This is a genomic window from Staphylococcus sp. HMSC055C03, assembly GCF_001809385.1.
Taxonomy (GTDB): domain Bacteria; phylum Bacillota; class Bacilli; order Staphylococcales; family Staphylococcaceae; genus Staphylococcus; species Staphylococcus simulans.
Genome location: NZ_KV797474.1, coordinates 87,231 through 112,964, shown reverse-complemented (window position 1 = coordinate 112,964; position 25,734 = coordinate 87,231). Strand labels below are relative to the sequence as shown.

Genomic DNA, 25,734 nt, shown 5'->3' with positions numbered 1-25,734 from the left:
ATTTCATGTCTTGTTTTCAAGTTAAAATTTGTATAATTATTATTTGGTCAATTAAAGTCAAATAACTTAATTCCTTTAGTTATCGCCTCTATCAACCTTACATATGTAATTATAACGCATATTTATGCATAAATCAAGTACTAAATATGCATTTTTCAAAGTTTTTTAAGTTTTTTTGGATTTTTTCGGTTAAATATACCAAATAACTAATTTACCAACCATCTGAGTACCTCTGTGTACATTACATTGATTTTTTCATAAAAAAAGAAGTTGAATCTTCATAGACTCAACTTCTTTCTGATTAATCTTCATGGCTGACCTGTTTTAAAATGTCTCCATGCATTTTCTGCAACTTATACTCTACTGTTTCGATCTCTTTAGCACATTCTTTTAATGTATCTTTATAAACTTCTGTATTTGTCGCATTTTTATAACGTAATTTATGTTCAAGGCTGGCCCACATATCCATACCAATCGTACGGATTTGAATTTCGACTGGTACATACTCAACCGTATCTGTTAAGAACACCGGTATTGATACTACAAGATGTAAACTGCGATAGCCATTCTCTTTAGGATTTTCTATATAATCTTTACGTTTTAATAATTTAACATCAGCTTGTCTTAATAATAAAGAAGCTACGACTTCAATATCTTCCAAATAATTACATACCACACGAATTCCAGCGATATCTGTAATATTTTGACGTGCAGAGTCAGTCGTTACTGGCAATCCCCTTGTTTCCAGCTTACGTACTAAACTGCTGATTTCTTTAACACGTCGTTCCATATGATGAATTGGATTATGTTCATATAAGATTTGGAAGTCATTATCTAAAATACTCAACTTCGTACTGACTTCTTCTAACGCTGATGCATACAAATGATGTAAGCTCACAAAGTCCACGAGTTCTTCAATTCGATAATTTTGTTCTTGAAACTTTGTGATATTACGTTTTAAATCTTCCTTAAGCGCATTAAGGTTAAGTGTTTCTCTTCTCTCTACATACATAAAAATCCCCCGTTCTTCAGACATCTTTATTATAACGAAGTTTGTAGTTAAAATTAATTATTTGTAATTCACAAACGAATATTTGCGCATAAATTTTCAAAAGATACAAAACGAGTCTCTGCATATTTAATAGACAATTCTTTATTTTTAAACATTCATAGTTTAGGTTCATCACCTTGCGCACCGTTCTTTTTTTCTATACAATATAAATCGTAATAATTACGATTAAACGCGTGTATATATAAATAGGAGGATTTATTTATGGCTAAAATACCAGTAACGGTACTGAGTGGGTACCTTGGTTCAGGTAAAACAACTTTATTAAACCATATCTTACAAAATAGAGAAGGCTTACGCATTGCGGTCATTGTTAATGACATGAGTGAAGTGAATATCGATAAAGACTTAGTAATTGAAGGCGGGGGCATTTCACGTACTGATGAAAAATTAGTAGAACTTTCTAACGGTTGTATCTGCTGTACATTACGTGAAGACTTATTAAAAGAAGTTGAAAATATTGTTAAACGTGGCGGCATTGATCAAATCGTGATTGAATCAACAGGAATTTCTGAACCTGTACCTGTCGCACAAACATTCTCATATATCGATGAAGAACTTGGTATCGATTTAACAAGCATCTGCCGTTTAGACACAATGGTTACTGTTGTTGATGCGAACCGCTTCATCAACGACATCAAATCAGAAGATTTATTAGTTGACCGTGATCAAGGTACAAGTGAAGAAGATGAACGTACTATTGCTGATTTATTAATTGACCAAGTCGAATTCTGTGACGTTTTAGTCTTAAACAAAACAGACTTAGTTTCAGAAGAAGAATTAAACAAACTAGAAGGTATTTTACGCAAATTACAACCAACTGCGAAATTCATCCGTACACAAAATTCAGTAGTTGAACTGAGCGATGTGTTAAACACTGGCTTATTCGACTTTGAAGCTGCATCAAACTCTGCAGGCTGGCTTCAAGAATTAACAGAAGGCGGCCATGCGACACATACACCAGAAACAGAAGAATACGGTATTTCTTCATTTGTATATGAACGTCGTATGCCATTCCACGCAGAACGTTTCCATAAGTGGTTAGAAAATATGCCGAATACAATTGTACGTGCTAAAGGTATTGTTTGGTTAGCACAATATAATCATGTGGCGTGCTTAATGTCACAAGCAGGTTCTTCAGTCTCTATCCACCCTGTTACATTCTGGGTTGCGGCAATGTCTGAAGCACAACAACGTGAAATCTTGCATGAACGTGAAGATGTGCGTGAAAACTGGGATCCTGAGTTTGGCGACCGCCATACACAATTTGTGATTATCGGTACAGACTTAGACCAAGAAGCATTAACAAAATCATTAGATGAATGCTTACTAACAACAGAAGAATACGATCAAGATTGGTCTCAACTACCAGAACCTTATGGATGGCAAATCACACAAGCATAAACAACAGTATATTAGACAAACGAAAGCCTCTTAACGCAATTTGTTAAGAGGCTTTCTTCTATAATAACGTATCTGTTGCTCCCTTGATTCACTATGCAACGCGCTCAGTTTCTTATTATATTGCATACTGTGAATCGGTACTTTTAAAATACCCAAGTCCTGTTTTAAATAATCATTATCGTGCACTTAATTTAAGATTTAACATGTACTTTTGTGCCACGGTTATCTGCGATTTCATTGGCACGTTTAACCGCTTCTTCTTTCTTATCATAACTATCTGCAGCTTGTTTCGCACCATGCGTTCTGACTTTCCACTCGTTATCTTCTTTATAGACTTCGACATCATTTTCATTTAATTCCGGACGCGCGTCTTTATCTTTTTGATGACTTGTAATATTTTTATTTTTCAACTCATCAAGTTCTTCTTTCGACGCATTTTTATACCATTCTTCAGCTTGTTTTGTCGCAATCGGAATCAATGTACCTTCGTCATAACCATCTTTTAACATCGCATTACCGATATCAATTGCTTTCTTGCGTTCTAACTTATCTAAGTTCTTCCAAGTATTTGGATAGTCATCTAATGTCCAAGGCATATAACGCCCTCCTCTTCAATATCACTTAATATTGCTATACCACTTATTGAGGATCTCCAATCTTGTCTGAATTTCTTAAACGTGCATATTGTTGGATATTCAACAGCGCAGTGCGAATATTCGTATATTGCGGTAAAGAAGGTAAGCCTGTGCCTTGATAAAGCGGTACATGTTGTTCAAAGTGCGTCGCGATACCTTCAAACGCAATTAAATACTGACCCATAACGACATCATCAATCGTTTGCGGTTTTGGATTGTTTTGCGCTCTTGATAACATAAAGCTGATTTCTTCTAACGCAAAGATAATTGGATAATACGCACTGATTTTTGTACTATCCGCAAATAACTCACCATGTGCGTTTTGGTACATACTATTCATATTGCTTAGTTTGATACGTAATTTTAATTCACTGAACTTCGGTGCTTGTTTTGCTAAATGTTCATTTCTTGAGAAGACATAATAGAAGAAAGACATTTCATAACGAACCACTTCAGCAATCGCATCTGGTAATGTTTGCGATGCATTTTTTCTGCCGAGTATTAAGAGACCGATGACTGCGATAATCACACCGATGACTACATCTACAACCCTTGGTAAAGCAATTAAAATAGATAACTTGCCTGATGCAAGGCCGTTCAACATAATGACTTGCGTTGTAATGAAAATCATCGCTATCGCATAATTCGCACCGATAATAACTTCAGTAATCGTTGCACTTAACGCAAGTACAATAATACTAACAATCATATGCGGGTGAAGGGATAAAATAACGGTCAATAAGAGGACCCCGATAAACGTACCAATTGTTCTGGCAACGGCACGTTCCATACTATGAATCGTATTCGTTCCAATCAGTATCGTATGTGCCGTCAATGGAATCCAATACGCCTTATCAAAATCAAACATCAACGCGATAAAGATGGCGGCACCCATAATCATGCTGTAACGTAAAGTATTCATTAATACGAGTGAATCTAATGTTAAGTTATATTTTAACTGTTGTCCGTATAATGGTTGTCTTAGATTCGCTTCGTATTCAATTTGGCCTGTCGGACTATGTAAGATTTCATCTGTACGATAAATCTGTTTTTCTAAACGTTGAAAGCTAACCGGCAGCTCTATTTTTTCTCTCCACTGCATGATTTCTTGTTCTTCTAACCTTGAAGAAACACTTCGTTCAATATACTGCATCATTTCAATTAAAACATCTGGTAATGTTTCGACTTCTTTAGTCTTCAACTCTAACAATTCAGCAAAGATACCTTCTGCGTTATTATGCAGTAAATATAAACGATGTAATTGTTCAGATTGTTTCTTATTAGAAGTAAAAGAAGTAATCAGCTGTTTATCTGTAGATTTAAACTGATTAACCAACTGCTCAGTATTTTTCTTGAATTTCTCACTATCTGCGTATTCTTTAACAAGTTTTAATAAGCTTTGATACTCCGCTTCAATGGCACGCTCTTGTGTATTTTTCTCTTGTAATTTTAACAGTATTGCTACAACTACTAACGCAAAGATACCGCCGATAAATACAAAAACGCCACGTGTCAATGCTTGTTCCGGCGCAATCGGCATGTTAATCGGTAACGCAAACGTTACAATGAAGAAAGTTGCTGAAGGACCAGGAATTTCTAAAGCACTGAATATGTAGTATGCTACAACAGTAACAAGCAGCAACAATATTCCAAACAGCAACGGTGTTGCAACTGTCAGTGTTCCAAATGTAATACATAACGCAAACCCGACAGCACACCACCATAAAATACGTAATTTAGATTTATCAGATCCGCCAAAGACATAAATATTAGCCAATGTCCCTGTCGCTATTAATAAACCAAATTGGAAGTAACCTAACAGATATCCTAACAGTAACGGTGTCAGCATCAATAAGCCTTGTCTTATTCCTTTACTGTAATTCACATTGTGTTTATTAAATTTAAATAGCGACTTGATATAGTGCGCCATACCATTTCTCCTTTCAAATATTAAAGTCATCTATCTTTTAACTTATCAGATGGTTATGTCCTATATGAAAATAAAAAACGCCAGAACATAATACCCGCGTATTATATCCTGACGTTAGGATGTTGTTTCGCTTATTCTGCCATTCTGATTTCTTCATCGATATTTTCGTAATCAATATCTGCTTCTAAGAATGCTTCATCTTTAGTTGGGAAGTGTTGCTCGAACGTTTCTGCATCAGAAATTTCTACACTGCCTCGTTCTAATTCAAAGCCTAAAATATGGCCGCCTACTGTACGGTCTTGGTCCACGAAATGTAAATGGAAACCTGCTGAACCAACACCATGGAACAGTTCAGGTGTGAAGAAACCGACGATTGTGCCATTTAAATAATCATAATGGTGTTCTGGTTGACGATTCACTGATTCCATTAATCGCGTATATGGCGGCTCTTGTTTCGGCATCATACGTACATGGACATGATTGAAACTGCCTGTGATACGGATTGCTGAGAATAAGTTGCGGCTCTTCATGCGTTCCATAATTTGATCGTACAATTCATCTTGAGTTGTAACATTCAACACTTCAAATGCCTGTGTAGGGTCAAATTTCGTAATGGTCGCAAACGGCAACATCTCATGACCGTCTAAGTGTTTGAAACCGCCGTATTCATCTGCGTGATAAGCGTTACCGTTAATAAAAATGACTTCACCGTCGCAACCTGTCAATGTACCGATGCCCATATCTCCTTGTTCAAGCATCTCATCTACAGATACTGTGCCTTGAAGCATTCCAGCCATTAACGTCGCCAAAGTTCCATGTTGGTAAATCATACTCTTCATTCTCCTTACTGATTTGACATGACAGACATCTTTATGTCTTTGTCTATTTATGTCCTATTATAGCACTAAAGTCATGCCCTGCCTTATTTGTTGCTTAATTTTCTGTGAGTGTTTCTTGGTTATCAAAGACAATAATTTCTGGCTCATCTAGACAAAGTTGTACGATTTCTTGCCAATACACTTGGAAATGATCAGATTTCTTATGATTTTCGAAGCCTTCTTCACAACTCCATTGTTCAATAATCGCAAAGGCATTTGGGATATTCGCATTTTCATAATGTTCATAGCTAATATTTGATGCTTCAGCTTGTGATGCTGCGACTAATTATCCCATTAATTGTGTATATTTATCATAATTCATATCGTTGACTTTTGTTTTAACAATTACTGTAATCATATTTTCCCTCTCCAATTTCTATATTTTACCAGTACTTTCTTTCCCCTAAAATAATTCAACGAACCATAATAAAATTAAAAGGTCATGCTACGCTTGATAAGACCCTTTCTCTCATTCATCGTAACATGACCTGTATTTACTATCTTATTTTATACTTGTGCTTACATTTTAGAACGATTGACTACAAGCGGACTATCTGGTTTAACGAAGAACCACATTAATATAGCTATCGCAACCAAAATAATTAATGATTGTAATGTCCAAGTCCAACCGATCAAATCAGCTAAAATACCAGCGATTAATGGACTTAACATCGCACCGACGTTACCCCATAAGTTCATCCAACCTGAAACTGTACCTGAGAAGTTACGTCCGATGTCAGCAGCTGCTGCCCAGCTCATACCAGTAGTGACACCCATACCGCTTAAGCATACTGCTAACCAAGCGATATTCACTTCTAATACTTCACTGCGGATTGCGAATAATAAACCAATACTAAAGACAACCATACCTACAATCGCAATTGAACCACGAGCTACAAAACGTGATTTGCCAGCTTGTAAAATTCTATCTGAAATTGCACCAGCAATCATGATGCAAATAAACATCGCAAGCCATGGCACCCCTGCCAATAAGCCTAATGCTGTATATTTAACATGATATTGTTCCATTACGTAAGTCGGTAACCAAATTAAGAATAAACCAACAATAAATTGTACTACGAAATATTGAACTGCAATCGCATAGAAACTGAAATGTTTAAAGAATGCGCTCCATGGTGCAGATTGTTTTTCACCTGCATCAACCACATCACGACCTTGAATGATATAACGTTTTTCAGCATTGTTAACCATTTTATGTTGTTCAGGTAAGTCTTTTGCGATAATCACCCACAATAACGCAATCACAAAACCAACTGCCCCGAAGATATAGAATACGGCTTGCCAGTTAAATAAACTTACAATCCATACTGTCACGATCGGTGCGATAACCGGACCGAAATATGACCCTGCAAGTAACGCACTAGATGCACGCCCTTTTTCATTTTTAGTAAACCAATATGAGTTGAATACTGCGTTCGATGGATACATCGGCGCTTCCCCTACACCGAATAAGAAACGCACAGTATATAATAAACCGTGGTTCTTAACTAAACCAGTTAAAATCGTAAATGCACTCCACCAAATCAACGCAATCGTCAACATTTTTCGCGGTCCGAATTTTTCCGCAAGAATACCGGATGGGACTTGCATCATGGCATAGCCCGCTGAGAAGAATGTTGCTAATAAACCAAACTGAGCCTTCGTCATATGTAAATCTTCCATCATTGGTGCCGCAATTAAGGAGATGTTAGATCTGTCCATATAGGCAATAACCCCAATAATAAAGAACGCAAATGCGAAGAACCATCGTACGTTACTCTTTCTTTCACTCATAGATATCCCAACTTTCTGTGTTCAAAATACATTAGGTCATCATATGACCTAAGTTGTTCTAGTAAATATTACCACTATTTGAAACCGTTCACAATAACTTTTTTACAGAAATTTGAACACTATGAATGACACAATATTATTTTGTTATTTATAAAACACCTCGAATAAACCATGATTACGCCTGACTTTTACGATTTTTAAATTTGAACATGCTTATGCTGGATATATAAATAGATGTCATTTGATTCTATTTTTAGTACAATATAGCTTGGACACAAAACCACAGGTGTTCTTTAAAAAAATTAAAACATTATAAAACTTGTACATAAAAAGGAGTCATCACATTACCATGGAACAAATACTGACTGACTTTATTTCGCGTTGGGGATATCTCGCAATTTTTATTTTAATTCTTGCTGAGAATATCCTGCCTTTCGTGCCTTCAGAAATTGTGCTGACTTTCGCAGGTGTATTAGCCGCAAAATCACATATTTCTATTTGGCTGCTATTGATTATCGCAACAGTCGCTTCATTTATGGGGCTATTGATTCTGTATTACATCTGTAGCTTAGTTAATGAACAGAAACTTTACCGCTTCGTAGACAAATACGGTAAATGGATTAAACTTAAAGGTAAAGACGTTGAACGTGCCAACAATTGGTTTAAAAAATACGGTGCAATCGCAGTCTTTATCTGTCGCTTCGTTCCAGTCTTACGTGTATTGATCACTATTCCTGCAGGTGTCAATAAAATGAACATCGTCACATTTGCGACATTGTCATTAGTCGGCACAACAATTTGGAACTTCGGTTTAATCTATTTAGGTAAATCGTTAAGCGATAACTGGCACGATATTTTAAATGTAATGCATACATACTCATATATCATGTATGCTATTATCGCAATTGCGTTAGTATACTTTGCTTACCGTTACATTGCGAAACGCCGTCATAGACAAAACTAAACAATACGAAAACAAAGCACACTTCAAAAAAATGAAGTGTGCTTTATCTATTTGTTATGATTTATTTTGCTTTTTTAGAAATTCTGATTTTTAAACTTGTTCAAACCTATGAAGTAACCAAACAGCGCAAGTATTAGCGCAAAGACAAGGAAGATAGACATGCGTCCCAGTTCAAAACCAGTATGTTGCATGGCATCATTACCTGAGCCATACATATAACCGCCAATGATAAGTGTTACAGTGTTATACACGATATATGTAACTACTATAATTCCTGTGATAATCATTTGAATTATATTCGATTTATCTGCACCAACCACATAAGTACACGGATAAAACAATGACACTAACAAACAAATTCCTATCCCTAACATGATAGCTGACAAGGATTCCGTAATAGTACCGAAGCCTAATAGATATCTGCCTGCAAAAATAAACAGAACAATGGCTAACCCTAATCCAGCAGACAGAAAGTAATATGCATAATGTGCTTGTACAATTTCTTTGCGACTGACAGGTAATGTAATCGCATATTTATACCAACCCGCTGCTGCTTCATTTTTCAAATTATCAGTCGCAGCTGAAACAGAAAACATTAAAATGATTAAACTGATTAACGGTTGAACCCCTTCTAAATCCACAGCTGTGAACCCGATACCTAACAATAAACCGATACCTAGGTAGATCCACAATGCTTTCTGAGTTGAATAATACTGACTATAAATTAAACCCTTCATATGTCTTCACCTCTTAAGATTATTTTGTTGACTTGATCAATATACTCGATAGGTTCTAAATCAAAAGATAAAGTACGTTCATTTTTTAACACAATCGCTTGAACTTCACCTAAGTGGTGTTTTTTTGCTAACACATCTTCGTCTTCAAGTTTTTCAAATTCTGTTTCATCACATGTTAAACGTGCATAATTATTGAATAATGCTGCTTTGTCAATTTGCGTATAAACTTGGCCATGTCTCAGAAAAACTAACTTTGTCGCTAAGCGGTCAATATCTTCCGCAATATGAGATGTCATCAACACACCACGATTGCTATCATGTACGAACTTTTCAATTTCATCTTGAATCTCATCACGACTTGTTGCGTCCAATCCTGCTGTCGCTTCGTCTAAAATCAATAATCGACTTTTGTGTGACAATGCGACTGCCATAGAGAGTTTCATAGACATACCTCTTGAAAAGAATTTAACTGCCTGTTTTTCTGGCAGTTCAAAACGCTGGATATAATCATTAAACAAAGTACTGTCAAAATGGCGGAACACCTTTTGAAACATACGATTCAACTTATCAACGGTCATATTTTTAGTGAAACTCATGGAATCAAATACAACACTTATGTCATTTTTGTAAGCTGTATCTTCAGGTGAGACACGTTGACCGAAAAAATAGATTTCTCCGCTAGTTAAAGGATAATCTCCCACAATCATACGAATTAACGTTGATTTGCCTGAACCATTTTTGCCGATTAAAGCGACAATTTCACCTGGATCAACTTGAAAGGAGACATCATTGATGGAGAAGCGGCTATTAGAAAACTGTTTCGTTAAATGATGTACTGATAATAATGGTGTCATAAGACCTCCTGATATTTTTATTTTAACATAGCTGATTCAAATATTTAGTTTATTTCTCTATTCTCCCTCTTTCTAATCCAACCACACATTATTTTTTCAGTTTTTTAAAACGTCACCATTGAAAAATTGTTAAAAAAGTACAATAATCAAATGTAAGCGCTATTATTATTAAACCCAGGAGGCACAAATGATTACCAACGAACGTGAACTTAAAAATAAGTATTTCGATTTACTTGCAGAGAAATTCAACCATGAAGAACAACTTGCATCAGAAATTATCAGTCTAGAATCTATTTTAGAATTACCAAAAGGTACAGAACACTTTGTCAGTGACTTACATGGAGAATATGAATCTTTCCAACATGTCTTACGTAACGGTTCAGGCAATGTTCGTACGAAAGTCAACGACATCTTCAAAGATAAAATGTCGAACCAAGAAATCAGCGATTTCACTGCTTTAATTTATTATCCAGAAGATAAATTAAGAATGGTTAAAAGCAGCTTCGAAACAAAAGAGCCATTAAACCGTTGGTATGAAACACGTATTGACCAAATGATTCAAATGGTTCAATATTCCGCTTCAAAATATACACGTTCTAAATTACGTAAAGCATTACCTAAAAAGTTTGTTTATATTGTCGAAGAGTTACTTTATAAAACCAACGAACTTGAGAATAAAACACCTTACTACAATACGTTGATGCGTCAAATCATCGAAACTCAACAAGCAGACGATTTAATTATCGGTTTATCTTACACAATTCAACGTCTAGTCGTAGATCACTTACATGTTGTCGGTGATATTTATGATCGTGGTCCTGAACCTGAAAAAATTGTAGAAACATTAATCAACTATCATTCTGTTGATATCCAATGGGGCAACCACGATGCGATTTGGATTGGTGCCTATGCCGGTTCTCGTGTCTGCCTAGCTAACATCTTACGTATTTGTGCACGTTACGATAACTTGAATATCGTTGAAGATGCTTACGGTATCAACTTACGCCCATTATTAAACTTAGCTGAAAAATACTATGGTGATAACCCAGCTTTCCGTCCAAAATTACGTTCTGATTCTAACTTATCTGAACAAGAACAACTTCAAATCACTAAAATTCATCAAGCCATTGCGATGATTCAATTCAAATTAGAAATGCCGATTATCAAACGTCGTCCTTCTTTCGAAATGGAAGAACGCTTAGTCTTAGAACATGTTGACTATGATAACTTAACGTATATATTACATGGCCAAACACATGAATTAACAGATACATGTTTCGTGACAGTAGATCCAGAAGATCCAGCTAAATTATTACCAGAAGAACAAGAAGTCATTGATAAATTATTAGTTTCTGTACAAGAATCAGAAAAGCTTAAACGTCATATGACATTCTTAATGGATAAAGGTTCACTTTACTTACCTTACAACGGTAATTTATTAATTCACGGCTGTATCCCGATTGATGAACATGGCAATATGGAAGGCATGGAAATTGATGGCACATTCTATGCTGGCCGTCCATTATTAGACCAATTCGAAATGTATATGCGTAAAGCATTCCGAAATAAAGATATTACCGATGATTTAGCAACTGACTTAGTTTGGTATTTATGGACAGGTAAATATTCTTCATTATTCGGAAAACGTGCCATGACAACATTCGAACGTTATTTCATTAAAGATAAAGCAACTCATAAAGAAGAAAAGAACCCATATTATTCACTACGTGAAGACCCTAAAGTTGTAGGCAAACTCTTAGAAGACTTTGATTTAGATCCTGAACAAGGTCATATCATTAACGGGCATACACCAGTCAAAGAAATTGATGGTGAAGATCCGATTAAAGCCGACGGTAAAATGATCGTCATTGATGGCGGCTTCTCTAAAGTGTATCAATCTACAACAGGTATTGCGGGTTATACGTTACTGTACAACTCTTATGGTATGCAGCTAGTGGCACACCAACACTTCAACACGAAAGAAAACGTATTACGTTACGGTGCAGATGAATTATCTACAAAACGTCTTGTCGATAAAGAACTTCAACGTAAACGTATCCGCGATACGAACACAGGACAATTCATCAAAGAAGAAATCCGCAACTTAAAAGAACTTATGTCTCATCGCTATACAGATTAATAACCATAAAGAAAAGCAGAAGGTTGACTGATTAAACGTCACCTTCTGCTTTTTTTGTGGTTATATCTTATTTTTATAGCTTGTGATTTGTCTCGTGTACTAGGATTTAAGATAATGTATTGAACTCCAATGTAAAGTTTAAATGATACTCTGCATCATCCATACGATAACGTTCTGGTAATTCCGGTCCACAACTGTTTGTACCGATACCACTTTGACCGACATCGATATTAACATATGTGTAACCATCTAAGTGTAATTGATCCGCATGTTCTACTGTTGTAAGTTGCGCATCTGAATAAGGTTTCGCATTGAAACTGAATGGTGTTTCAGCGTTAAACGCAACTTGTGTTGTTGTATTGTTTAATGTCACATGTGTTGTATTATTGTGACTGCCGTCTTCTTGCGGTCTGATATGCGGCCAGAAATTATCATTGACTGTAGAAACAAAGTAACCTAAATGACTCGCAAGCTGCTTATCTTCATAACTGCTGAAGGGTCCATGACCATAGTATGCTAATTTTTGATAGTCATTTGATAACTTGAATTCTAAGCCAAGTCTCGGTAAGAACGGCATACGCGCATTCTTCTCAAGTTCTAAATCCGCTTCAATCTTACCATCCGCATGCACTAACCAAGTTAAAGTACCTGTTAAGATTTTCGGCACACGTTTATGCACAATACTGATTTGGAATTGAATACTTACGCCGCCTTCAGATTCGACAATCGAATAATCATATACACGCGTATGCGCATGTTCGTAACCCATTTCTTCCCATTGCTTACGAATATTAATGTCGTTATCTGTTGGTGCACGCCAAATGCGGATTGCAGTAGGTTCATGTAGCACGAGCTTACCTGCTTGTGTAACGTGCGTTAATGAAGCAGTTTGTGTATCAAACGCATAATCACTATCTTCTCCTGTAATGTGAATAGTATGTGCTGTATCATCCACTGAAACTTGATAAGCAGATTCATGCTCTGTTACTGTTTCAAATTCCAAACGTTCTTGAACGATTTGATCATGACCTAAAATTGTTTGATCTTTAAGTGAAATATACTCTACTAAAATATCACTGATTTGGTTTAAAATCGCTTCATCAATAAACGTCTGCAGTTCCACAGAAATTTCAGTATGCGGTTCAAATCCTGTTAAATCTGCATACTCTTCATATTGTTCACCTGATAATGTCGTAATCGTAAAACGTAATTGCAAGACTTCATTTGCATCAATAAAATCGAGACGATTATAAAACGTTAACGTCTGTTTATCATAATGAGATAAAATCACCGGACGATTCACTTGTTGGAATTCATAATAACCTTCGTGCGGCGTTCTATCTGGCGACACGATACCATCTACACAGAAGTTGCCGTCATGTAAATCTTCTCCGAAATCTCCGCCATAACGAAAGACTGGTTGCGCTTCATCTTGACTGATATTTACTGCGTGGTCGCACCATTCCCAAACAAACGCACCAATAAAGCTTGGATACGCTTCTAATAATTCATGATATTCTAAAAGACCACCTGGTGAATTCCCCATCGCATGTGCATACTCGCATAAGATAAAGGGTTGTGTAATATTTTGATTATCTAAATAACGCTCTTTAATTTCTTCAGGTGACGGATACATACGACTGATCATATCTAGTTTAGAGAAATCTTCCCCACTTTCTGCGTAAAAGGCACTTTCATAATGGACTGGACGTGTTGCATCTAAATCCTTCGCAAGTTCAGCTGCTTTCTCAATATTGACACCATATCCAGATTCATTACCTAATGACCACATAATAATAGATGAGAAGTTGCGTAGCGGCACAATAGACGCTTCAATACGATCTAAAATCGGTGCTTCGTATTGCGGATCATCTGCGATAATATTAAAGTCTTTAGTATTTTCATCTCCATAAAACAGCACTACGCCATGTGTTTCTAAATCCGCTTCACTCATCACATAGAACCCGTATTCATCAGCTAACTCATAGAAGCGAGACGCTTTCGGATAGTGTGCTGTACGAATCGCATTAAAGTTGGCTTGTTTCATTAATGTCAAATCTTCATGCATTTGCGCTTCAGTTAAGACATATCCCGTTTCCGGGTTGCTGTCGTGATAGTTAGCCCCACGCAATTTCACAGATTTACCATTAATCCATAACTGTTGATCTTTAATTTCAACTTCACGTAAACCGACCTGTTCAGTGATAACTTCATCCGCAGTTGTGATGACTAGCGTATAAAGGTAAGGTGTTTCAGCACTCCAAAAAGCAGCATCTTCTACATTTAATACTAAAACATCTTCATTTCTCCCTTTTTGTTCAGTAATGACGCCACCTTCTTGATCAAGCAGCGCTACTGTATAATCAGGTTTACCATTTACTTGCGTCACATCTAAATGGACTGCACCTGTTTGTACAGCTGTATCGACTGTCGTTTGAATCGTATAATCTTCAATACGATTGTTAGGACGTTCTACAATATACACATCTCTGAAGATACCTGAATGTCTAAACATATCTTGATCTTCAAAATACGTACCATCTGAATATTTAACGACTAATACTTGAATCGTATTGTCCCCTTCTTGAACAAAAGATGTGACATCAAAACGTGACGCACTGCGTGAAACTTGGCTGTAGCCTACAAATGTATTATTGATCCATACATAATACGCACTGCTGACACCGTCAAAGTTCAACACAAATTGATGGTCATTATCATAGATAGAATCGATGGTAAAGTTGCGTTCATAATAACCACATGGATTATCTTCTGGTACATACGGCGGATCAAATGGGATTGGATATTTAATATTGACATATTGTGTTTGGTCAAATCCATGTAAATTCCACACAGAAGGTACTGGTAAAGTTTGTGTCACTTTATGACGGCTTGCTTCAAACTCTGCCACACTGTTGAAGAAACCGAAGTTCCAGTCACCAGATAATTGTGTTACAGAAGTATTGTGTTGTTGCGGCTTTGGGATAAAATAAGCGGCATAAGGTAATGTATTAACATGTAATTGTTCTAAGTTATAGTGTAAATCTAATTTCAAGGTATGACCCTCCTAAGTATTTTTCAAAAATTATATAATTTTGTTAAATATACGTGTTATAATGGCTCTATCATAGAGAGAAAGAGAGTGAGACAAGTGCAAGTCTTTTGGACAAAACTTAAAAAAACAAGCTACGAAGCCCAAGTTGATGAATGCGGCAAAGAAAACTTATACGTAGGTAACGGCTATGAATATGAAGTCACTAAACCTGCTGTCTTGCATATCGTGACACAAGGAACCGGCACCTTTACTGTGAATGATACGACTTACCATTTAAAGAAAGGTGATGTCTTCTTATTGCTCAAAGGCATGCATGTCAAATATCATGCGACAGGAGAAACACCTTGGCATTATATGTGGGTCGGCTTCAGCGGCACGCATGCCATCAGCTTTATTACACGTACTTCTTTATCAGATGAATTCGTCCTCTTAAATCAAAACACTGAAACACTGTTTAAATTAATCTTTAAAATCTGCATTCTGGCAAACAGCCATACCCCTGAGGACACCCACGATATCTTACTAAAGATAAGACTATTTGAATTGTTATATTTCCTAACACAACAAAACCAAAAAGAAATTGTAATTCCTGATCAACGTGAAGCAACAGATTTAAAAGATGCTTTAGAATATTTCAATGACAACTTCAAAAGCAAAGATACTACTGTTGATAATGCTGCTCAAGTCGCAAACATGAGCCGTAGTCAGCTCTATAAACGTTTCAAAAAGCAATTTGGCGCTTCACCAAGTAGATATCTCACCGATCTTCGTATGGCTTTTGCGGCTGAGCAGCTGAAATTCACAAATAAAACTGTGCAAGCCATTGCAGATGAACTTAATTATGATGTGTCACTTGCTTTCTCCAAGGCTTTCTCTAAGTACTTTAACTGTCCACCTACGCAATACCGCAAAAATTATAAGGCCAGAAAAGCATTGCAATCTGAATAAATGAAACTATCAAGCAGCTACTTTTTTGTTGCTGTAAAACAAAAGCAGTGGATAGAGTTATGAATGAAGGCTCTAACACTGCTTATTGTATTGTTACAGTTTTTCTTCTTTATGAATCGGCGGACGTCCTTCTCTTTTACGTTTAAATTCAAGTGTTTGTTGAATATCACGTAAGAAATCGCCTTTTAAGTTGAAGGCTTTATGATATAAAATACTACAAATGATGATAAAGAAGATTGGTACTCCAATCATACCGATTCTGATACCCCAGATTGTATCTGTTGTTTGTTCAACATTTGGCACATAACCAATCATTGATAAACCGACACCGACACTTAATCCCGCAAATGCTTGTGCTAATTTTACTAAGAATGTTTGTGTTGATGTGATGACACTTTCGTTACGTTGACCGAATTTCACTTCACTGTAGTCGATTACGTCAGCTAATGCGACTGTGTTGATTCCGACAAGTGTACCTGTACCGAAGCGGATACATGCACCGCCAATAATTACCCAGATTGCTGCGTGCGGCGCAATAAAGCCCGCAAGCAAGATAACTACTAAACCAATAATAATTCCAAATACAGCGTAGTTGAATACTGCACTACGTCCGACTTTCTTAACTAAGTATGGGAAAATCAATAATGACCCCATTTCCATAATAATCATTGTGTTAAAGACAGAGAATAAGCTTTCTACGCCTGCCACATATTTAAAGTAATACAAGATAATTGCGTTAAACATTTGTCCACATAAGTTGAATGCTAAGATTACACCAATTACCGCAAGCAACTCTTTGTTTTTAAAGAGAATACGCCAAATATCTTTAAAACGGACTTTAATTGCGTTTTGTCTTTCAATTTCAGTGTCTTCATGAACGAAGAATACTGTAATACCGATAGTAATGATAAATGTAATACTACAGATGATTGCAAGCGCAAAAATACCTGCACCTCTGAACGGTTGACCTAAGAAATCGTCTAATTTATGGATGAATATTAAACCGAAGCTTCCGATCACAAAAGCCGCAAAGCTCGCAAAGAAACGTGGGACCACCGCAACTTCTTCACGTTCACGTGGGTTATTCGTTAAGTTTGGCAACCAAGACCAGTATGGGATGTCCATAATGGTATAAGTCATACCCCATATGATGTACATGATTGAGATGTAAATGTACATGCCGTTGCCTGCGAAATCAAAGTTTGTGAAGAGTAATACTGTGATGACAGCGTTAATTAATGTACCGATAACGAGCCATGTTTTGAATTTGCCGAAGCGGTTGTGTGTATTATCAACAATCATGCCCATAATCGGGTCGTTAATCGCATCCCAAATACGTGCTGCGAAGAACAACACTCCGACGAATGCGGGTGAGAGTCCAACAATGTCCGTAATATAGAACATTAAAAACAAACTGACAATATTAAAAATGGCGTCCTTTCCTACTGTTCCGAATCCAAATGCATACTTTTCAAAGCGCGTTAATTTTCTTTCCAATCCTTTCACCTCTATCTATAGATTGTTATTTCTGGTGTTGTCTTTGTACCTTCAAATAATTAATTTTCTATTCATGTAAACGTTATCATTTTTCTGAAAACAATAGAATATCCAAATCTTTCTTTTATATATCCAAATGTTTCGAAGTTAAAATATTTATGGCACTTTGCACCTTTAAAAATTAATTCCTCATCTTGTTATTATCATTATTCAAACGAAAAAAACTCCTGTCACTTACTCTAAATAAGTAAGCACAGGAGTTCTTTTATATAACTGATATTATAATTTCAATGGTTTAAGATTTTGCGTTAAAGCTTCGCGTCTATCTTCGTATTGTGGCGGTAATTGAAGATGTTGACCTAATTGATCTTTCGGCTCATCTACCGCAAAACCTGGACCATCTGTCGCCATTTCAAATACGATGTCACCTTTTTCTTTGAAGTAAATCGCTTTGAAGTAGTTACGGTCTTTAACTTCTGTCACAAAATAACCATGGTCTTCCATGTGTTTTTGCCATTCTAAATGTTCTGCTTCTGTTGGGATAGACCAAGCCACATGATGCACTGTACCTACACCGAATAAACCTTTTGGCAATGGTTGTGCAGACATAATGATTTGGTGTTTTTCTTCGCCCTCTGTTTCTAAGTGGATTTTAGAAGGGTTTTCGCTAACAACACTTAATCCCATATCATCAACTAATGTACTGCGAGTACCTGCTGGTTCTGCAGATAATAGTTCTGTACCGTGGAAACCTATAATAGCATTATCTTCAGCTTCTTCTTGTCCTTCTACTAATGCTAAAGCTAGTCCATGCACATCATTAAATTCTAATGTTGCTTCGTCGAACAAACCAGAAATTTTAGTTTCAATACCTTGTTCATTTAAATGTGCTTCCCAAGCATCCATTGAGCCTTTAGGAATTCTGAATGCGATACGTCCAACTTGTCCGCTTCCCACTCGACCTTTATGTTGATTTGGCCAGTTAAAGAATGTCATTACCATACGTTTGTCGTCATCTTGTCTTGAGAAGTATAAGTGATAAACACCTGGGTCATCGAAGTTTACTGTTTGTTTAATCAATTGTAAGCCAAGTACATTACGATAAAAGTCTAAGTTCTCTTGTGCGTCACCTACAATTGCTGAAATATGATGTATGCGTTTAATATTTTCCATATATGGAAACCTCCTTTATTCAGTATAATTATTATACTTACTTTGTTAAACTGATTATAACACCAGTATAATTTTTATACCAGTATTTTGTTTCATGTAAATAAAAAAATACGCACTTCCGATTTAACCGGAAATGCGTATCATAAACGTTAATCACATTAGTTGTCTAAAGCTTTTTTCAGTGACTCGATGTTTTTCTTCATTAATGATTGATAAGTAACATCTTTATCTTTTGATTCATCTTTTGTTAAAACTGATAAGTTATGGAATGGTAATGGTTTCGTGTTAGTTTCTTTTCTGATGATATCTGTCACTTTAGAAGTGATGTTTTGCTCGTATAATACATATGGTTGTTTTTCTTTCTTGATATCAGAAACGATAGCCATTAATTCTTTTTGTGTTGGTTCATCGTTGTTCATGCCGTTAATACCTTCTTGTTCGAAGTCATAACGTTTAGCTAAGTAAGCTAATGAATCGTGAGAGATAATCACTTTGTCGCGTTTTTTGTTTTTAGAAACGTCTTTTAATTCTTTATCTACATCTGAGATGTCTTGAACTAATTTTTTGTAGTTCTTTTCGTAGTAATCTTTGTGATCAGGGTCTTTTTTCACAAATTCATCTTTGATTTCTTTCGCAAATGTTTTATCTGCTACTGGATCTAACCAAATATGTGGATCGTATTTGCCGTGGTGATGATGGTGTTCTTCGTGATCACCATGCTCTTCATGTTCACCGTGTTCTTCATGATCACCGTGTTCGTGGTGTTCACCTTCTTCGTGGTCACCATGTTCATGTTCGTGTTCATGCTCATGTTCTTCACCAGGAAGAATCGCGTTTTTGTCTAAGCCTTTTGTTAACTCAAGCACTTTCTTGTTGTCTTTAATTGTTTTCGCAATTTTACCCGCTGCTGGGTCCATTTCTTTGTCTGTATAAATAAATAAGTCGCCTTTAGAAATGTTCATGATTTCTTTTTGTGTTGGTTCAAAACTATGTAAGTCTGTACCTGGTGGGTAAATTGATTTCACATCTGCATATTTACCGCCGATTTGATCCGCAAAACTTTGGAATGCGAATACAGTTGTGTTAACTTTCATCTTATTGCTTTCGCTGTACTTAGCATCTTTACTGTCTTTATTACCGCTGTCTTTGCTGCTGTCACCATTACCGCAAGCTGCTAATACAACTGTTAAGACTAAAGATAACATTATGAAAAGTGTCTTTTTCATCTTAAAAGGTCCCTCCAAATCGTAATCATTATGTTTTAAACTATACCCTTAAATACACTAAATTGCAATGGTATTCATGAAATCTTTTAGATTCTCAGAATTCTGAAATTTTCAACCTAATATTTTATAATTAAAAAACAGTTAGGTTCACTATTCATATACACATTAAAGAGAAAAGTACTCTTTTTAATTTGACGTTAATTATTTTGTAAATTTATAAATTAAAGAAAACGCTTACATTAAAGAAAACATATAATTTTTGTAATAACCCTTGTTTCTGACCCGCTTTGTTTTGTACCATTTAGATAGGAGTAACATTAAATAGATAAAGGGGATTATGACTATGACAGATTTAAAGCAAGGCGACCATAAGTTCTTTATTGGGGAAGAAAGTTCACCGAGCGCCATCATTGAATTCAGAGATGAGCAAGAAAATGTGATTGATATTTTCCATACTGCTGTCAGTGATGAATTAGGCGGCCAAGGTATCGGAACGAAACTCGTTGAAAAAGTAGTAGATTACGCGAATGCAAATCAACTTAAAATCACTGCGAGCTGTTCATTCGCAAGACGTGTGATTGAACAATTCCCAGAGTTTAAACTATTCTTAGCTGGTAAGGAATAACACTTACATAAACTAAAGAGAAGCACCTAAAGTTCAAACGGCTTTAGGTGCTTCTTTTGTTACGCTTATTCTTTTATCCATTTTGCAGCAAATACATATTATAATAAATGCCTTTTTGCGCAAGTAATTCTTCATGGGTACCCCGTTCGACTATCGCACCTTGATTTAACACTAAAATTTGATTTGCATCTTGAATCGTCGACAATCGATGTGCAATTGCGAGCGTTGTACGTCCCTTACGCATATCTTTCAATGAGTTTTGTATTTGCTCTTCTGTTTCAGAATCAATAAAAGCAGTTGCTTCATCTAAAATAAGAATTTTAGGATCAATTGCCATCGTTCTCGCAAATGCGATTAATTGACGTTCACCACTAGAGAATGCACTACCCTTCTCTATTACTTTATGCTCATGTTGATCTGGCAGTTGTTCAATAAAACGATCTGCATGCACAAATTCTGCAGCAGCTTTTGCTTGTTCGAATGTCATTGTTGGGTGATATAAACGTATATTAGATAAAACTGTTCCATAGAATATAAACGGATCCTGCAGAACTAGCCCTACTTTTTGTTTCAATTCTTGCTTTGGAATTGATTTGATAGATTGACCATCTATTAAAATTTCACCTTGATGAAATTCATAAAAGCGCATAAATAAATTAATAATCGTACTTTTACCAGAACCTGTATGGCCTACAAGCGCTATTGTTTCACCAGGATTAGCAGTAAATGTAATATGTTTTAATACATTGTGTTCTCCATCATAACTGAAGGTTACATCTTTAAATTCAATTTTACCTTCTGTGATATGGTGGTCAGCGATTTCATTTTGTTTAGGTTCTAATGTGTCGTTATCTAGTAATGTAAAGACACGGTTAGCTGCAACAATAGCTTGTTGGAATATATTCAAATTTTGACTGACTTGGTTAATAGGTTCGAAGAAGCGCTGCATATATTGTACGAACGCATAAACAACCCCTGCCGTCACAGTAGAAGAAAAACTTAATAATCCGAAATAACTTAGTATCATCACTGTCGCAAAGATACTTAACATACCGATGGCTGGACGTAATAATAGACCATCTAGGCGAATCGTTTTCAAGTTATATTGATAGTGCTCTTCGTTAATTTCATCAAATTCTTTTTGTAGTCTGCGTTCTTGGTTAAAGACTTGAATCATACGGATACCTTCAATAGATTCGGCAAGTTTCGCGTTCAAATCAGATAACCGTTGACGTGCTTGCGCAAAGAATATTGAAGCATATTTACGATATAAAGCTAAAATAATGATAATAATCGGCATAAAACATAAAGCCATTAACGCAAGTCTGACATCTAGAATAAACATCATAATAAAACTTGAAATGACTGTAAATAATGCCATCATAAAGGAAGAAAACACCCCGACAAACATGTTGACGATGGCTTCTGTGTCATTCGTTAATCGTGACACGATACTTCCACTTGGCACCTCATCAAAATACTTCATGCCGAGTTCGCCCATTTTATCAAACGCATCAATGCGTAATTGTTGGATAATTTTAAATGCGAAGTTTTGGAACATATAAATGTTAATATATGTTGTTATCGCACCAATCAATTCAATGCCGATAAAGATAACAATCATCCAAATAATTTCATGTTGTGGAAAGTGTCTTGGTGTTAAGTAATCATCAATAAACACTTTCACAATATAAGGCACCGCCACACCTGCTGCTGTGGAAATCCCAAGCATCACAAAGGCAGCTAAAATCAACCATTTAAACGGGAAGGTATAACGCATCAAGCGCATTAATGTATGCCACTGATCACGCGCACTGAGTTGATTATCACCATGCATTTTCTGTCTTCTAGCCATGATAATCACCCTCCTCTTCATGTGCCGCTTCATCTAACTTTTTAGTTAATTGGTCGCGTAATTGTTGTGACTGATAAGTTTTCGCATACCAACCTTGATTGCGCATCAATTGTTCATGTGTCCCTTGTTCTGCCACTGTACCTTCATCCATCACGATAATTAAATCCGCATGACTCACTGCACTCATACGATGTGCAGTAATAATATTCGTTTTGCCTTGTCTTTGGTCTCTCATATTGTTAAGAATATGTTCTTCTGTATCTGCATCAACTGCTGACAAAGAGTCATCAAACATCAAGACAGGCGGATCCGAAATGACTGCACGTGCGATAGAAACACGTTGTTTTTGACCTCCTGATAATGAAACACCACGTTCTCCAACAATCGTGTCATACCCTTGAGGAAAATTTAAAATATCATGATGAACATAGCTGGTCTCAGCTGCTTGTTGAATTTGTTGTTTTGTACTATTCGGTGCCGCAAAAGCAATATTTTCTCGGATAGTTGTAGAGAATAAGAAGTTGTCTTGCGGTACATAACCAAACATCGCACGTAAATGTTGTATTTCATAATCACGGATTGGAATACCGCCATAAGTAATATCTTCAGGACGTTGCGTATCAAATTCGCGTACTAACAATCGTAATAGCGTACTCTTTCCTGAACTTGTACGCCCAACTATACCGACAGTCATACCTTCTTCAATAGTAAAGTGTACATCTCTTAACGAAGGATGTTCACTGCCCGGGAAAGTAAAAGATTTAATTTGATAAGTGATGGGTCCTGATGGATAACCATTTACTTTATAAGTTAAATCTATTTCATTTTCTGTGTCTAAAATACCACTAATTCTTTCATAGGATGCATGACCTCTTTGAATAATATTAAAGAAGAAACCTAACGCAAGTAACGGCCACACTAACATACCGAGATACGTTGTTGCGGTAATTAACTGACCCAACGTAATTGTATGATTGAAAATCATAAATGTACCAAACACTAATGCGAGGAAGTAACTTGTACCAATCACTAACATAATCGTTGGACTGAATAAGGCATCAATTTGCGCAACTTTTAAATTTTTTCGAACCACATCATCACTGATAGTTTTAAAGTCCTTTTGGTCACTTTTTTCATAACCCATTGTTTTAGTAACTTTAATACCAGCAATACTTTCTTGTGTCTTATCATTTAAACGACTGAATGCCGCTTGTGCTTTTTTAAAGCCTTTGCTCATCAAACGACCATAATAACTTGTTAATAAGACTAAAATAGGTAAAGGCAGCATAATTATCAACGTCAATTTCCAGTTGATTGTCAGTGCCATCGTAATTAAAATTGATGTTCCTGTAATTAAAGAGTCGCCAATCATTAACACCCCTGGACCTGCGGCACCTTGAACAGCATTAATATCATTGGTCGCATGGGCCATCAAGTCACCTGTTCGACGTCTTTGGAAGAAAGATGGACTCATAGAAGTATATTTCTCATATAAACGGTTACGTAAAATCTTCCCTAGCTTATTACTTGTTCCAAAAATCAGAACACGCCAAGAGTAGCGTAGAATATAAATCATCACTGCCGCAAAAGCAAGTATCATCATATAAGTAAATAGCTGCCTTCCCGTTAAACGATCAGCCGCAATTGCATCAATCGTTTTACCGATGATTTGTGGCGGAATAAGCTGAAATAATGCGATAAAGAGTAATACTAATAGCCCGCCAATATACTTCAACTTCTCTTGTTTAAAAAACCAGCTTAAATGCATAAACACTTTCATCTCATCACTTCCTCCTTTCTTTTATCTTTTTATTTATCAACAGCATTTTAATTAACTCTTGTTTGTGCATCTCCTGTTTCTAACACTTCCATAGTACTGTTCAATCCGCCTTCAGCAAGATTTTTTACAGCTTCGTGTGTAAAGAATGCGATGTGAGGAGAAGCTAACACATCATTACGTTCAATCAACTCTAATAAGGTTTCATCTTGAACCTCTTTATTTGAAAAATCTCTTCGGAAATATTGCGCCTCATTTTCATACGTATCGATAACAGCACCCGCTACTTTACCACTATTCAATGCATCTAGCAAAGCTTGTGTCTCAACAACCATACCACGTGCGCAGTTAACGAAGATCACACCATCTTTCAACTGATTAAATGTTGCTTGATTAAACATATGGTACGTCTCTTTATTTCCCGGGACATGAAGTGAAACGATATCTGCTTGTGCGATTGCCTCTTCTAACGAATCTTTAAATTCAACAATATTTTCTAATTTCGGCTTATCTTCGATATCGTAACCAACGACTTTACAACCGAAATTTGAGAACAATTGCGCTGAAATACTGCCGATGCGTCCTACACCGATAATCGCTACGGTTAAATCTTTGACAGGACGTGAAATCAATGGTGCATCCCATACAAAGTTATGATTCTCCATACGTTGTTTGATAAGTGGCAACTGTCTCACAAAATACAAAGCGCCTGTGACTGCATATTCAGCAATAGAACTTGGTGAATAGCTGGGTACTGTTGTAATGATTAAATTATGTGCTTTGGCTTCTTCTAAGTCATACATATCGAATCCAGCACTGCGTTGTGCAATTTGTTTAATACCATAGCTTTCTATTTTACTATAAATCTCAGGATTGAATGGTCCATTATGAGATAATGATAAGCCATCATATCCTTTTACTTGTTCAATATTGTCCATAGTTAAAGGATTGCTTTCATAATCCACTTCTACTTGGTGATCTGCTGACCAATTTTTAATTGCGTCAATTTCATAAGGTGCGACATCAAACATTTTTATTCTTACCATCTAAAACTCCCCTTTAATATGTATTACATCTTTATAAATCAAGAATATAGGTAATATTATAGCATTGAAACAAAGGTAAGAAACACAAGATTCAGACAATTAAAATAAAAAGACTCAAGCTGTTAAA

19 protein-coding genes and 1 pseudogene are annotated in these 25,734 nt (G+C 36.1%); 5 read left to right on the top strand and 15 right to left on the bottom strand.

The genetic code is table 11. The annotated features are described in order from the left end of the window. Positions 1–301 precede the first annotated feature (301 nt). Positions 302–1,012, bottom strand: coding sequence for a GTP pyrophosphokinase (locus tag HMPREF2603_RS00635; RefSeq protein WP_002479792.1), 711 nt, complete (start codon positions 1,010–1,012; stop codon positions 302–304). A gap of 261 nt (positions 1,013–1,273) precedes the next feature. Between HMPREF2603_RS00635 and HMPREF2603_RS00630 the strand changes: the two genes are divergently transcribed. Further along, positions 1,274–2,473 carry a GTP-binding protein gene (locus tag HMPREF2603_RS00630; RefSeq protein ID WP_002479793.1) on the top strand — a complete coding sequence of 400 codons (1,200 nt, stop codon included), beginning with the start codon at positions 1,274–1,276 and terminating at the stop codon, positions 2,471–2,473. Positions 2,474–2,664: 191 nt separating this feature from the next. On the opposite strand, the gene HMPREF2603_RS00625 is transcribed toward HMPREF2603_RS00630, so the two are convergent. The 5 genes and pseudogenes from HMPREF2603_RS00625 to HMPREF2603_RS00610 all read right to left on the bottom strand — a co-directional run bounded on the left by HMPREF2603_RS00625 (position 2,665) and on the right by HMPREF2603_RS00610 (position 7,710). Then, positions 2,665–3,069 (bottom strand): DUF2188 domain-containing protein, encoded by a 405-nt coding sequence (locus HMPREF2603_RS00625; protein ID WP_002479794.1) that lies wholly within the window; start codon positions 3,067–3,069, stop codon positions 2,665–2,667. A gap of 43 nt (positions 3,070–3,112) precedes the next feature. Beyond that, the gene (locus tag HMPREF2603_RS00620; protein WP_060803589.1) at positions 3,113–5,038 is read right to left on the bottom strand and encodes an FUSC family protein; all 1,926 of its coding nucleotides are present in this window, start codon (positions 5,036–5,038) and stop codon (positions 3,113–3,115) included. A 131-nt stretch (positions 5,039–5,169) separates the two neighbouring features. Then, entirely contained in the window at positions 5,170–5,877 is a 708-nt protein-coding gene (budA, locus tag HMPREF2603_RS00615; RefSeq protein WP_060803588.1) for an acetolactate decarboxylase, read from the bottom strand. A gap of 94 nt (positions 5,878–5,971) precedes the next feature. Then, positions 5,972–6,187: pseudogene (locus HMPREF2603_RS12950) on the bottom strand (putative quinol monooxygenase); the annotation flags it as partial. Positions 6,188–6,435: 248 nt separating this feature from the next. Beyond that, positions 6,436–7,710, bottom strand: coding sequence for a pyruvate MFS transporter (locus tag HMPREF2603_RS00610; protein WP_002479798.1), 1,275 nt, complete (start codon positions 7,708–7,710; stop codon positions 6,436–6,438). A gap of 349 nt (positions 7,711–8,059) precedes the next feature. On the opposite strand from HMPREF2603_RS00610, the gene HMPREF2603_RS00605 reads away from it, so the two are divergent. Beyond that, complete coding sequence (locus tag HMPREF2603_RS00605) at positions 8,060–8,674, top strand: undecaprenyl phosphate transporter UptA (protein ID WP_002479799.1); 615 nt, start codon at positions 8,060–8,062, stop codon at positions 8,672–8,674. 74 nt (positions 8,675–8,748) lie between these two features. Here the strand turns inward: HMPREF2603_RS00605 and HMPREF2603_RS00600 are convergent, their stop codons facing one another. Both HMPREF2603_RS00600 and HMPREF2603_RS00595 read right to left on the bottom strand, forming a co-directional pair. Further along, on the bottom strand, positions 8,749–9,411 hold the full coding sequence (locus tag HMPREF2603_RS00600; protein WP_060803587.1) for an ABC-2 transporter permease: 663 nt from the start codon (positions 9,409–9,411) through the stop codon (positions 8,749–8,751). Continuing rightward, positions 9,408–10,265: an ABC transporter ATP-binding protein gene (locus HMPREF2603_RS00595; RefSeq protein WP_060803586.1), complete on the bottom strand. Its 858-nt coding sequence runs from the start codon at positions 10,263–10,265 to the stop codon at positions 9,408–9,410. Before HMPREF2603_RS00595 ends, HMPREF2603_RS00600 begins: the two co-directional genes overlap by 4 nt. A 187-nt stretch (positions 10,266–10,452) precedes the next feature. On the opposite strand from HMPREF2603_RS00595, the gene HMPREF2603_RS00590 reads away from it, so the two are divergent. Then, on the top strand, positions 10,453–12,405 hold the full coding sequence (locus HMPREF2603_RS00590) for a fructose-bisphosphatase class III (RefSeq protein ID WP_070501863.1): 1,953 nt from the start codon (positions 10,453–10,455) through the stop codon (positions 12,403–12,405). A gap of 106 nt (positions 12,406–12,511) precedes the next feature. Here HMPREF2603_RS00590 and HMPREF2603_RS00585 read toward each other — a convergent pair whose 3' ends face one another. Further along, a complete protein-coding gene (locus HMPREF2603_RS00585; protein WP_060803585.1) occupies positions 12,512–15,460 on the bottom strand; it encodes a glycoside hydrolase family 2 TIM barrel-domain containing protein in 2,949 nt (982 codons plus the stop codon). Between the two features lie 87 nt (positions 15,461–15,547). Here HMPREF2603_RS00585 and HMPREF2603_RS00580 point away from each other — a divergent pair, with 87 nt between their 5' ends. Further along, positions 15,548–16,408 carry an AraC family transcriptional regulator gene (locus tag HMPREF2603_RS00580; protein WP_081600380.1) on the top strand — a complete coding sequence of 287 codons (861 nt, stop codon included), beginning with the start codon at positions 15,548–15,550 and terminating at the stop codon, positions 16,406–16,408. A gap of 93 nt (positions 16,409–16,501) precedes the next feature. Here HMPREF2603_RS00580 and melB read toward each other — a convergent pair whose 3' ends face one another. The 3 genes from melB to HMPREF2603_RS00565 all read right to left on the bottom strand — a co-directional run bounded on the left by melB (position 16,502) and on the right by HMPREF2603_RS00565 (position 20,304). Next, positions 16,502–17,905 (bottom strand): melibiose:sodium transporter MelB, encoded by a 1,404-nt coding sequence (melB, locus tag HMPREF2603_RS00575; RefSeq protein ID WP_070463327.1) that lies wholly within the window; start codon positions 17,903–17,905, stop codon positions 16,502–16,504. Between the two features lie 279 nt (positions 17,906–18,184). Further along, positions 18,185–19,078, bottom strand: coding sequence for a VOC family protein (locus HMPREF2603_RS00570; RefSeq protein ID WP_060803583.1), 894 nt, complete (start codon positions 19,076–19,078; stop codon positions 18,185–18,187). Positions 19,079–19,236: 158 nt separating this feature from the next. After that, on the bottom strand, positions 19,237–20,304 hold the full coding sequence (locus HMPREF2603_RS00565) for a metal ABC transporter solute-binding protein, Zn/Mn family (RefSeq protein WP_002479807.1): 1,068 nt from the start codon (positions 20,302–20,304) through the stop codon (positions 19,237–19,239). A gap of 343 nt (positions 20,305–20,647) precedes the next feature. Between HMPREF2603_RS00565 and HMPREF2603_RS00560 the strand changes: the two genes are divergently transcribed. Continuing rightward, entirely contained in the window at positions 20,648–20,929 is a 282-nt protein-coding gene (locus HMPREF2603_RS00560; RefSeq protein ID WP_002479808.1) for a GNAT family N-acetyltransferase, read from the top strand. 73 nt (positions 20,930–21,002) lie between these two features. Here the strand turns inward: HMPREF2603_RS00560 and HMPREF2603_RS00555 are convergent, their stop codons facing one another. From HMPREF2603_RS00555 to HMPREF2603_RS00545, 3 genes are read right to left on the bottom strand one after another with little or no spacing between them, the layout of a single operon-like run. Further along, positions 21,003–22,784 (bottom strand): ABC transporter ATP-binding protein, encoded by a 1,782-nt coding sequence (locus tag HMPREF2603_RS00555; RefSeq protein ID WP_398575014.1) that lies wholly within the window; start codon positions 22,782–22,784, stop codon positions 21,003–21,005. Then, a complete protein-coding gene (locus HMPREF2603_RS00550; RefSeq protein ID WP_023015100.1) occupies positions 22,777–24,564 on the bottom strand; it encodes an ABC transporter ATP-binding protein in 1,788 nt (595 codons plus the stop codon). The genes HMPREF2603_RS00555 and HMPREF2603_RS00550 overlap by 8 nt, the downstream gene beginning before the upstream one ends. A gap of 47 nt (positions 24,565–24,611) precedes the next feature. Next, positions 24,612–25,607 carry a D-2-hydroxyacid dehydrogenase gene (locus HMPREF2603_RS00545; RefSeq protein WP_060803582.1) on the bottom strand — a complete coding sequence of 332 codons (996 nt, stop codon included), beginning with the start codon at positions 25,605–25,607 and terminating at the stop codon, positions 24,612–24,614. Positions 25,608–25,734 lie beyond the last annotated feature (127 nt).

Bases quoted from the DNA above. Each gene is read 5' to 3' on its own strand.
- HMPREF2603_RS00630 (WP_002479793.1), top strand. From the start codon at position 1,274: ATGGCTAAAATACCAGTAACGGTACTGAGTGGGTACCTTGGTTCAGGT.
- HMPREF2603_RS00545 (WP_060803582.1), bottom strand. From the start codon at position 25,607: ATGGTAAGAATAAAAATGTTTGATGTCGCACCTTATGAAATTGACGCA.
- HMPREF2603_RS00605 (WP_002479799.1), top strand. From the start codon at position 8,060: ATGGAACAAATACTGACTGACTTTATTTCGCGTTGGGGATATCTCGCA.
- HMPREF2603_RS00625 (WP_002479794.1), bottom strand. From the start codon at position 3,069: ATGCCTTGGACATTAGATGACTATCCAAATACTTGGAAGAACTTAGAT.
- HMPREF2603_RS00635 (WP_002479792.1), bottom strand. From the start codon at position 1,012: ATGTATGTAGAGAGAAGAGAAACACTTAACCTTAATGCGCTTAAGGAA.
- budA (WP_060803588.1), bottom strand. From the start codon at position 5,877: ATGAAGAGTATGATTTACCAACATGGAACTTTGGCGACGTTAATGGCT.
- HMPREF2603_RS00550 (WP_023015100.1), bottom strand. From the start codon at position 24,564: ATGAAAGTGTTTATGCATTTAAGCTGGTTTTTTAAACAAGAGAAGTTG.
- HMPREF2603_RS00595 (WP_060803586.1), bottom strand. From the start codon at position 10,265: ATGACACCATTATTATCAGTACATCATTTAACGAAACAGTTTTCTAAT.
- HMPREF2603_RS00570 (WP_060803583.1), bottom strand. From the start codon at position 19,078: ATGGAAAATATTAAACGCATACATCATATTTCAGCAATTGTAGGTGAC.
- HMPREF2603_RS00620 (WP_060803589.1), bottom strand. From the start codon at position 5,038: ATGGCGCACTATATCAAGTCGCTATTTAAATTTAATAAACACAATGTG.
- HMPREF2603_RS00565 (WP_002479807.1), bottom strand. From the start codon at position 20,304: ATGAAAAAGACACTTTTCATAATGTTATCTTTAGTCTTAACAGTTGTA.
- HMPREF2603_RS00610 (WP_002479798.1), bottom strand. From the start codon at position 7,710: ATGAGTGAAAGAAAGAGTAACGTACGATGGTTCTTCGCATTTGCGTTC.
- HMPREF2603_RS00560 (WP_002479808.1), top strand. From the start codon at position 20,648: ATGACAGATTTAAAGCAAGGCGACCATAAGTTCTTTATTGGGGAAGAA.
- HMPREF2603_RS00590 (WP_070501863.1), top strand. From the start codon at position 10,453: ATGATTACCAACGAACGTGAACTTAAAAATAAGTATTTCGATTTACTT.
- HMPREF2603_RS00555 (WP_398575014.1), bottom strand. From the start codon at position 22,784: ATGGCTAGAAGACAGAAAATGCATGGTGATAATCAACTCAGTGCGCGT.
- HMPREF2603_RS00600 (WP_060803587.1), bottom strand. From the start codon at position 9,411: ATGAAGGGTTTAATTTATAGTCAGTATTATTCAACTCAGAAAGCATTG.